Origin of the sequence: Halomonas sp. 707D4 (assembly GCF_024158685.1) — a bacterium.
Taxonomy (GTDB): Bacteria; Pseudomonadota; Gammaproteobacteria; order Pseudomonadales; family Halomonadaceae; genus Vreelandella.
In genome coordinates, this window is the sequence record NZ_JAMZBD010000237.1 from 1 (window position 1) to 4,790 (window position 4,790).

The window sequence follows — 4,790 nt, forward strand, 5'->3', positions numbered from 1 at the left end:
TCGACCACGAACCCGCTGGCCGCGATGCCTTGTTCGGCCAGGCGAGCCACCGCAGCGTCTAACGCCTCCTGGCGGGTATCCAGCAGCGCGAGTCGAGCGCCCCGCGCCCCCAGGTGACGCGCCATGGCGAAGCCGAGTCCCCGAGCGCCACCGGTGATCGCGATGACCTTTTCATTCAAGTTCATTCGTGCGTCCCTTGTTCGGTGAGCCGCGCGCAGACGTTGAAGAGGCCTACGCTTGGCGGCTGCTTGTAATCGTGTTTTCTGTCACCATAAAGAGTGTTTACGCTAGTGCTGGAGGCAGACATGCCCATCTTACTGTTCATCTCGGTGTTCACCCTACTCGATTTCGTCGTGCTCTTCTCGGTGGGCAGCCATATCGGCCTTCTGACCACGCTGCTGCTCGTGCTGTTGACGGGTTTCATCGGGCTGCACCTCATCCGTCGCGAAGGCGTCTCGGCGCTGGCGCGAGCGCGGGCACGCCTGCAGGCAGGCGAGCTTCCCTCGTCGGAACTGTTCACGGGTGCTGCGCTGATCTTCGGCGGCGCCCTGCTCATGGCGCCGGGGTTTCTCTCCGATGCACTCGGCCTTGCCTGCCTGTTGCCCAGTGCACGCAGGCTGTTGCTCGCCGGCTTGAGCTGGCTGGGTCTCAAGGCCACGGTCGCCTCGCAGGCAAGCGCCTATCGCCCCCATTCCCGGCCCGATCGACCCGAACGGCCCGCCTCGCATGACGCTGGCGAACCCACCACCCTCGAAGGCGAGTTCATCAGCCGTGACGATTCGCGTCACCGGCACTAGAGATGCGACTTAAGTAGGCATGTCATAGGTGATTTTTTTGCCTTGTCGCCCTTGAAAGGCGAACGCGAGCCCCCACTTCTGGAGTCAGCGAAGATTCGGTATCTGCGGATACCATAAACATGAAGGCGCGACGCCTTCGCTTCTCGGGGCACGACCACGAGAATCCTTTTAAAGACTGCCCGTTGGGCTTTGACGAACCTCAGGAGAACGAGAGCATGAATATCCGTCCCTTGCACGATCGCGTCGTTATTCGTCGCACGGAAGAAGAACAGAAAACCGCTGGCGGCATCGTGCTTCCGGGCAACGCCCAGGAAAAACCCACCCGTGGCGAAGTGCTGGCCGTGGGCAATGGTCGTATTCTCGACAACGGTGAAGTGCGTGCGCTGGACGTCAAGGTAGGCGACACCGTGATCTTCAAGGATGGCTTCGGCGTCGAGAAACAGAAGATCAACGGCGAAGAAGTCCTGATCATGAGCGAAGCCGACATCCTGGCGGTCGTCGAAGGCTGATTTCATTGCCGCGACCCCTTGCTTTCACATTTACTTTTTCGATATAGGAAGTAACGAACATGGCAGCTAAGCAAGTCAAGTTTTCCGATGATGCCCGCAAGCGCATGGCGCGCGGTGTAGACGTACTGGCCAACGCCGTGAAAGTCACCCTGGGCCCGAAAGGCCGCAACGTGGTACTCGACAAGTCCTTTGGCGCGCCGACCGTGACCAAGGACGGTGTTTCCGTGGCCAAGGAAATTGAGCTGAAGGACAAGTTCGAGAACATGGGCGCGCAGATGGTCAAGGAAGTCGCTTCCAAGACTTCTGATGCCGCTGGTGACGGCACCACCACCGCTACCGTTCTGGCCCAGGCGATCGTTGCCGAAGGCCTGAAGGGCGTGACCGCCGGCATGAACCCGATGGATCTGAAGCGCGGTATCGATCAGGCCGTGACCGCTGCGGTAAAAGAGATTCAGGCGATGTCCGTGCCCTGCACCGACACCAAGTCCATCGCCCAGGTCGGTACCATCTCTGCCAACGGCGACAAGCGCATCGGTGAGATCATCGCCGAAGCGATGGAAAAAGTCGGCAAGGAAGGCGTCATCACCGTCGACGAAGGTCGTGGTTTCGAAGACGAGCTGGAAGTCGTCGAAGGCATGCAGTTCGACCGTGGCTACCTCTCGCCCTACTTCGTCACCAACCAGGACACCATGGCGGTCGAGCTCGAAGACCCCTACATCCTGCTGGTCGACAAGAAAGTCTCCAACATTCGCGAGCTGCTGCCGGTACTGGAAGCCGTTGCCAAGCAGGGCAAGCCGCTGGCCATCATCGCCGAAGACATCGAAGGCGAAGCGCTGGCGACCCTGGTCGTCAACAACATGCGCGGTATCGTCAAGGTCGCCGCTGCCAAGGCGCCGGGCTTCGGCGATCGCCGCAAGTCCATGCTGCAGGACATCGCGATCCTGACCAACGGCACCGTGATTTCCGAAGAAGTGGGTCTGACCCTGGAGCAGGCGAACCTGGACCACCTGGGTACTGCCAAGCGCATGACCATGTCCAAGGAAAACACCACCATCATCGATGGTGCCGGCGCCGAGAACGACATCGAAGCCCGCGTCAACCAGATCCGCGCGCAGATCGAAGAGACCTCTTCTGATTACGACAAGGAGAAGCTCCAGGAGCGCGTCGCGAAGCTGGCGGGCGGCGTTGCGGTCATCCGCGTCGGTGCGGCCACCGAAGTCGAGATGAAAGAGAAGAAGGCCCGCGTCGAAGACGCGCTGCACTCCACCCGTGCGGCGGTCGAGGAAGGCGTCGTGCCTGGCGGCGGTACTGCCCTCGTTCGCGTCATGGCCAAGGTACAAGGCCTCACCGGCGACAACGAAGACCAGAACCACGGCATCAACATGGCGCTGCGTGCCATGCAGGCGCCGCTGCGTCAGATCGTCACCAACGCCGGTGAAGAAGCCGCCGTGGTCATCAACCGCGTGAAAGACGGCGAAGGCAACTTCGGCTACAACGCGCAGACCAGCGAGTACGGCGACCTGTTCGAAATGGGCGTTCTCGACCCGGCGAAAGTGACCCGCACGGCGCTTCAGTCCGCCGGTTCCGTCGCAGGCCTGATGATCACCACCGAGTGCATGATCGCCGACGACCCGGAAGAGAAGGAAGCTGCCCCGGACATGGGTGGCATGGGCGGAATGGGTGGCATGGGCGGCATGATGTAAGCCCTGCCCCTTCCCCTTGACGTTCGACGTCACGAGAACCCCGCCTGGTGCGGGGTTCTTTCGTTTGGGGCCGCGCTGCGGGTGGCGGGCGAAGCGTGCTACCATGCGCGCTTTTCAGACGCTCAGGTTATTGCCGTGCTCTCCCGAATTCGTATCGTGCTCGTTCAAACCTTTCACCCCGGCAACATTGGCGCCGCCGCCCGGGCGATGAAGACCATGGGGCTTACGGAGCTCGTGCTGGTCAACCCGCGTGAGTTTCCAAGCGAAGACGCCACGCGACTTGCCGCCGGGGCCACGGACGTGCTGGAGAATGCCCGGGTGGTGAGCCATATCGACGAAGCGGTTTCCGACTGCGTGCAGGTGGTGGGCGCCAGCGCCCGCCTTCGCAGCCTGCCGCTGCCCCACTTCGACGAGCCGGACGAGATGGCCCGGGCAGTGGTGCAGAACGCCGATCACGCGCCGGTGGCCCTGGTGTTCGGCCGTGAACGCTCGGGGCTCACCAACGACGAGATTCGCGCCTGCACCCATCAGGTGAGCATCCCCGCCAATCCCGAGTACGGTATCCTGAACCTCTCCCAGGCGGTGCAGATTCTGGCTTATGAAGTTCACTGCGCCTGGCGAAAGCGTCCCGAGAGCGCCTTTGCCTACCAGCGCCCGGTCGAGGCCACCCCACCGAGCCGGGAACAGTTCGCACATTTTCAGGCGCATCTGGGCCGCGTGATGCACCAGAGCGGTTTTCTCACCCAGCCCCACGCCAGGACCGAGGAGCAGCTCCAGGCGCTGTTCGCCCGGGCCGAGCCCAGCCGCAAGGAGCTCTCGCTGCTGCGCGGGCTGCTGAGCGCCTTCGAAGCCCACCTGCCCCCTGACGAGAAGTGATTCTGCATAAAAAACAGGCAGCCCCGGGGCTGCCTGTTTCGTTGAAGCACGACACGTCTGGCCTAGAGCCACATCGCGCCCAGCCAGCCGAAGGCGATCAGCGGCAGGTTGTAGTGGATGAAGGTGGGTACCACGCTGTCCCAGATATGGTCGTGCTGACCATCCACGTTGAGCCCGGCGGTCGGGCCGAGGGTCGAGTCCGAGGCGGGTGACCCCGCATCCCCCAGCGCGGCGGCGGTACCCACCAGCACGACGGTGGCCATGGGCGAGAAGCCGAACTGCACCGCCAGCGGCACGAAGATCGCCGCGATGATGGGAATGGTCGAAAACGACGAGCCGATACCCAGGGTGATGAACAGACCGACCAGCAGCATGGTGAGCGCGGCCAGGCCTCGATTGTCACCGAACAGCTCGAAGGCGCCACTCACCAGTGAGTCGATGTCACCAGTGGCCTTCATCACCTCGGCGAAACCTGCCGCCGAGATCATGATGAAGCCGATCAGCGCCATCATGCGCATGCCGCTGGTGAACAGGTCGTCCGCCTCACGCCACTTGAAGATGTTCCCCATCGAGAGGAGTCCGATGCCGACCAGCCCGCCCAGGATCATCGACCCGGTGTAGAGCTGCAGGCCGAGGGCCGCCACGATGGCCACCCCGGACATCACCAGGCCCAGCCTGTGCGGCGTCGCGCTGGTGTGGCCGGCAGAGACACTGCTCGCCGCCACTTGCTTGTCGGCATAGCCGCGCCGCCCGCGATAGCTGAAGAACAGCGCCACCAGAAGCCCCAGCGCCATGCCGCCGACCGGGATCGCCATGGCCGCCGGCACCATCGAGCGGGTGATCTCGAGCCCCAGCGCCTCCCCGGCGCTATTGAGATTCGCCAGCAGGATATCGTTGAGAAAGAT

At 62.8% G+C, this 4,790-nt stretch carries 6 protein-coding genes; 4 read left to right on the plus strand and 2 right to left on the minus strand.

Annotated features, from left to right (window positions below):
- Window positions 1-185: SDR family NAD(P)-dependent oxidoreductase (locus BIS11_RS10915; RefSeq protein ID WP_253586046.1), on the minus strand; the 185-nt coding region annotated here is incomplete at its 3' end.
- Between the two features lie 120 nt (window positions 186-305).
- On the opposite strand from BIS11_RS10915, the gene BIS11_RS10920 reads away from it, so the two are divergent.
- The 4 genes from BIS11_RS10920 (at window position 306) to BIS11_RS10935 (ending at window position 3,885) form a co-directional block, all read left to right on the plus strand.
- Window positions 306-797 (plus strand): FxsA family protein, encoded by a 492-nt coding sequence (locus BIS11_RS10920; protein WP_253418935.1) that lies wholly within the window; start codon window positions 306-308, stop codon window positions 795-797.
- Window positions 798-1,012: 215 nt separating this feature from the next.
- A complete protein-coding gene (locus BIS11_RS10925; RefSeq protein ID WP_227390680.1) occupies window positions 1,013-1,306 on the plus strand; it encodes a co-chaperone GroES in 294 nt (97 codons plus the stop codon).
- 59 nt (window positions 1,307-1,365) lie between these two features.
- A complete protein-coding gene (gene groL, locus BIS11_RS10930) occupies window positions 1,366-3,009 on the plus strand; it encodes a chaperonin GroEL (RefSeq protein WP_253418937.1) in 1,644 nt (547 codons plus the stop codon).
- A gap of 135 nt (window positions 3,010-3,144) precedes the next feature.
- Window positions 3,145-3,885 (plus strand): RNA methyltransferase, encoded by a 741-nt coding sequence (locus BIS11_RS10935; protein ID WP_253418938.1) that lies wholly within the window; start codon window positions 3,145-3,147, stop codon window positions 3,883-3,885.
- Between the two features lie 62 nt (window positions 3,886-3,947).
- Here the strand turns inward: BIS11_RS10935 and BIS11_RS10940 are convergent.
- Window positions 3,948-4,790, minus strand: an 843-nt coding sequence (locus tag BIS11_RS10940) for a Na+/H+ antiporter NhaC family protein (protein ID WP_253586047.1), incomplete at its 5' end; no start/stop codon positions are given.

Excerpts from the sequence above, each read along its gene's own strand:
- BIS11_RS10920 (WP_253418935.1), top strand. The coding sequence starts at position 306 with ATGCCCATCTTACTGTTCATCTCGGTGTTCACCCTACTCGATTTCGTC.
- BIS11_RS10925 (WP_227390680.1), top strand. The coding sequence starts at position 1,013 with ATGAATATCCGTCCCTTGCACGATCGCGTCGTTATTCGTCGCACGGAA.
- groL (WP_253418937.1), top strand. The coding sequence starts at position 1,366 with ATGGCAGCTAAGCAAGTCAAGTTTTCCGATGATGCCCGCAAGCGCATG.